The organism is Sphaerisporangium corydalis (genome assembly GCF_025506355.1).
Classification (GTDB): Bacteria; Actinomycetota; Actinomycetes; order Streptosporangiales; family Streptosporangiaceae; genus Sphaerisporangium; species Sphaerisporangium corydalis.
On record NZ_JANZYP010000134.1, the window covers coordinates 1 to 4,490 of the forward strand.

The 4,490-nt window shown below is 77.2% G+C and carries 2 protein-coding genes and 1 pseudogene; 1 reads left to right on the forward strand and 2 read right to left on the reverse strand.

What is annotated here, in order from left to right; translation table 11 throughout:
• Window positions 1-1,003: serine/threonine-protein kinase (locus NYZ98_RS41080; RefSeq protein WP_262850948.1), on the reverse strand; the 1,003-nt coding region annotated here is incomplete at its 3' end.
• Between the two features lie 63 nt (window positions 1,004-1,066).
• On the reverse strand, window positions 1,067-3,613 hold the full coding sequence (locus NYZ98_RS41085) for a serine/threonine-protein kinase (protein ID WP_262850950.1): 2,547 nt from the start codon (window positions 3,611-3,613) through the stop codon (window positions 1,067-1,069).
• Between the two features lie 307 nt (window positions 3,614-3,920).
• Between NYZ98_RS41085 and NYZ98_RS41090 the strand changes: the two are divergent.
• Window positions 3,921-4,490, forward strand: a pseudogene (locus NYZ98_RS41090) (chorismate mutase); the annotation flags it as partial.

Here is a 4,490-nt window from a genome sequence, read left to right on the forward strand (position 1 = left end):
AGGTCGCCGCCTCGGAGGTGATCGGCGTCGAGGTCGACGCGGAGGTGATCCGCCGGTACCCGAACCACCCGCCCACGCCGGCCGCGACGAGCACCACCGGCAGGCCCGCCAGCAGGGCGACCCGGGCCGGCGACCGGCCGCGCCGCGCCGTACCGGGGATCGCCGGCCGGGTGGCGCCCGGGGCGTGCCCGCTGGCGACCCGGCGCAGCGCCTCGGCGGCCTCGGCGGCGCGCATCCGCCGGGCGGGCTCCTTGCGCAGCAGCCCCTGGATCACCGGGTCGAGCGGCCCGGCGAGCCGGGTGGGCTCGGGCGGGTCGCTGAGCACCGCGGCCATCGTGGGCACGGGCGCGCCCCGGTCGAAGGGCGGCCTGCCCTCCACGGCGGCGTACAGCGTCGCGCCGAGGGACCACAGGTCGGACTCGGGCCCCGCCGGCAGGCCCTGGAGCCGCTCGGGGGGGATGAACGCCGGGGTGCCGGACAGGTTGCCGGTCGTGGTGAGCGCGGTCTCCTCGGGCATCGTGGCGATGCCGAAGTCGGTCAGGACGACCCGGCCGGAGTCGGTCAGCAGGACGTTCTCGGGTTTCACGTCGCGGTGCAGCACGCCCGCGGCGTGCGCGGCGCACAGCGCGTCGAGGATCTGCGCGCCGATCTCGGCGACCGCGGCCGGGGCCAGGGGCCCGCCCTCGCGCAGCACCTGGCCGAGCGAGCGCGCCCGGACGAGCTGCATGACGATCCAGGGCCGGCCGTCCTCCTCGATGACGTCGTGGACGACGACCACCGACGGGTGGTCCAGGCGGCCGGCGGCGCGCGCCTCGCGGATGGTGCGCCGGTTGAAGGCCACGCGGTCCTCGTCGCCCAGCGCGTGGTACAGGACCTCCTTCACCGCCACCACACGGTCCAGGAGCTCGTCGTGGGCCCGCCAGACCACGCCCATGCCGCCACGGCCGATCGGCTCCAGGAGCCGGTACCGGCCGGCGACCCGGCGCTGCGTCTCCGCCGTCACGGGGCCCGCCTCCTTTCCGTTCCCGCATCGTCCCATAGCCGGGACCCGCCGGGAGCGTGACCGTTATTTGGCGGGCTTGAAGGTGGCGGCGAAGGTGTGGAACAGGTCGAGCCGCTTCTTCCAGTCCTTGTCGGAGGTCTTCCAGTAGAGCGCGTACCCGTGGTGCTTGCCGGTGACGAAGCCCCGGTTGACGACGTGGGCGCGCCCGCCGCCCGAGCTGTAGGTGAACTCCCAGTCGGCGGCGGTCTTCCAGTAGTCCACGGCCTTGATGCCGACCAGCCGGTACCCCGGGAACCGGCCGCGCGCGGACGGCTCCTGGTTCTCCCAGTCCTTCTTGGCGTTGGACTTCGGGGTCGTGGTCTGGTCGATGAGCAGGTGGGTGTCGGCGTCGGGGCCGCGGAAGGTGATCTGCGTGCCGCTCTGCTCGGCGCGTCGCCACCCCTTGGGCAGGGCGATCGAGAAGCCGGTGCCGTCCTTGTACTTGTGCCAGCCCTTGGGGACGTCCCCGGGGCCGGGCTTGTCGGGCTTCGGCGTGGCGGACGGCTTCGGGGTCTCGCTCGGGGTGGCGGAGGGCGAGGCCGGGGGGGACGTCGAGGGGGAGCCGGAGGGGGGGTCCGACTCCGGGGCCGAGGTGGAGGCGCCCGGCGACGCGGCCGCCCCCGAGGCCGAGGACCGGGCGCCGGTGGTGTCGGAGGCGTCCCGGGCGCCCAGCCACAGGGCGACGCCCGCCACGACCAGGACGGCGGGGACGGCCACCAGCGCGACGCGCAGGAGGGGCAGCGGCCGGCCGCCGCGCTCGTCGCCGCCCGCCATGGGGACCAGCGGCGGCTCCATCGAGGTCGCGGCGTGGTCCACGGAGGTGGCGCCGTGGTCGATCGAGGTCGGCGGGTCGCCGGCGGGCGGGCCGGCCGCCGAGTAGTCGCCGGTGGCGGGCGCGGGGGCGTAGGGGCGCCTGCGGGTCTCGGGGCGGGTCTCCTCGGGGCTCCGCGCCGGCCTCGGGACGCGCGTCGGCCGGTGGGTCTCGGGACCCTCGCCGGGCGTGACGGGCGGCTCGGCGGGCCGCACGGGCGGCCTGACGGGCTGGACCGGTGCCTTGACCGGCTGGACGGGGGCCTTCCTGGCGGCCGGGCGCGGGGACTCCGGGGCGGGACGGGGGTCCGGCGGCCCGGCGTCGGTACCCGGGCCGGCCGCGGACTCGCCGGACGGCTCGTCCGATGCGGCGGCGTCCTCGCGTGCGGGGGCGGGGACGATCGCCGGGCCGGTGGGGTCGTCGGCGCCGGGCGCCTCACCGGCCGGGTCGCGGGGCGCGGGGACGGCCGCGCGGGACGGCGACGCCTGCTCGGCGGCCGGGTCGCGGTCAGGGGCGGGGGCCCCGTACGCCTGCCCCTGCATGGACGGCGTGCCCCTGCCGGACGACGGGCCGTTACCGGACGACGCACCCCTGCCGGACGACGGGCCGCCGCCGGGTGGTGTGCCCTTGCCGGGCGGGGCCTCGGCGGGCGTCGCGGACGCGGGAGGCGGTGCGCCCTTGGCCGGCGGCGCGCCCTTGCCGGGCGCCGGGGCCTGCTTGAGCGACTGGACCCGCTCCAGGGCCTCCGCGCCCGCGCGCCCGTCCGCCTGGACGGGGGAGACCGCCTCCGGGGCGGGCCGCTGGGGCCGGGCGCCCTCGGCGGGACGGCGCGGCTCCTTCGGCCGCTTGCGCGGCGGGCTGGTGGGCGGCACGGGGAGCGGCGTCGCCGGCATCGTCAGCCGGCTCGCCGGGGGAGCGGAGGAACGGTCCTCCGCGACGGCGCGGAGCATGCGCTCGGCCTGGTCGGCGCTGAGCCGCCGGTCGGGGTCCTTCTCCAGCAGGCCGGACAGCACGGCGCCGAGGCGCCCGGCGCGGAGCGCGGGCTCGGGCTCGTCGTTCAGCACGGCGTGCATGGTCGCCATCGCCATGCCCTTGTCGTGCGGGGGCCGCCCCTCGACGGCGGCGTACAGGGTGGCGCCGAGCGACCACAGGTCGGACTCGCGCTGGGCGGAGTGCCCGCGCAGCCGCTCGGGGGCGATGAAGGCGGGGGTGCCGACGAGGCCCGTGCGGGTCATCGTCGTGTCGGTCTCCATGCGCGCGATGCCGAAGTCGGTCAGCACCACCCGGCCGTCGTCGGTGAGCAGCACGTTCTCGGGCTTGACGTCGCGGTGCAGGACGCCGGCGGCGTGGGCGGTGCGCAGCGCCTCGAGGATCTGCAGCCCGATCTCGGCCACCATGCGGACCGGCAGCGGCCCGTCGTCGCGCAGCACCTGCCCGAGCGATCGGGCGTCGACGAGCTGCATGACGATCCAGGGGCGGCCGTTCTCCTCGATGACGTCGTGGACGACCACGACGTTCGGGTGGGTCAGCCGGCCCGCGGCACGCGCCTCGCGCAGTGTGCGCCGGTTGAGCTCGGCGACCTCGTCGTCCTGGGGGTCGCCGGGATAGCGGACCTCCTTGACGGCGACGGCGCGGTCGAGCAGCTCGTCATGGGCACGCCAGACGATGCCCATGCCGCCCCGGCCGATCGGCTCCAGTAGCTGGTAGCGGCCGGCCACGCGGCGTCCCTGCCGCCCACCGTCCGGCCGTGCTTCCGACATCACCCGCCGCTACCCCCTTCCAGGCCACTGAATCGTCCCATAGCCCTGCGCACACGCAAACGCCGCTCCCGGCAGACCGTCCGGTATGTGAGACGTGGCGTCCACCAAATGGCGCTCGGCTGATAACCTCGGTACCTATGACTTGCTATTTCATGTTCATCCGGCCGGTTCGGAGAGCGCCGGTCGCGGCCACATGATCTAGCGACCATCGGGAGCGGGCACCAGGGCGGAGACGAGTGCGTCTCTGCCTTTTTCGTCGCGACCCGCCGGCCCGCCGCCGCGGCCGGCGCCCAGAGAGGGAGCCGACATGTCATCGACCGGGCAGCCAGGCAGGCGTGCCGTGCGGATCGGGACCATCACCGTTGGTGAGGGTCCCGCCGTCGTCGTGGAGGGCCCCGCAGGAGCGGGGCAGGGCGCCGACGCGCGCTGGCTGAGCCTGCGGGACCGCACCCACGACGGCGCCGTCGCCGAGGCGCGGGCCGCCTGGCAGGGGCCGCTGCTCGTCGAGCCGGGTTCGGCGGGCGACCTGCCCGCCGTCGCCGAGCACGCCGACGCCGTGGTGGTCGGGGCCGGGTGGACCGGCGACCCGTCGCTGCTGCGCGCCGCCGCGCGGCTCGGCCTGCCCGTGGTCGTGCAGCGCTGCCCGGGGGACTCCCTGGACGCCTGGCTGGACGCCGCGGGCCACTGCGCGGCCGAGGGCGGCGGCGACGTGGTCCTGTGCGAGGGCGGCGGGCCCGCGCACCCTGTGGCCGACCTCGCGCTCCTGCGGGCCGCGGGGCGGCGCACCGGGCGCCCGGTCCTCGCGGCGCTGGGCGAGGACGCCGGGCTGGCCGCCGCCGCGGTCGCCGCCGGCGCCGACGGGCTGTGGCTGGCCCCG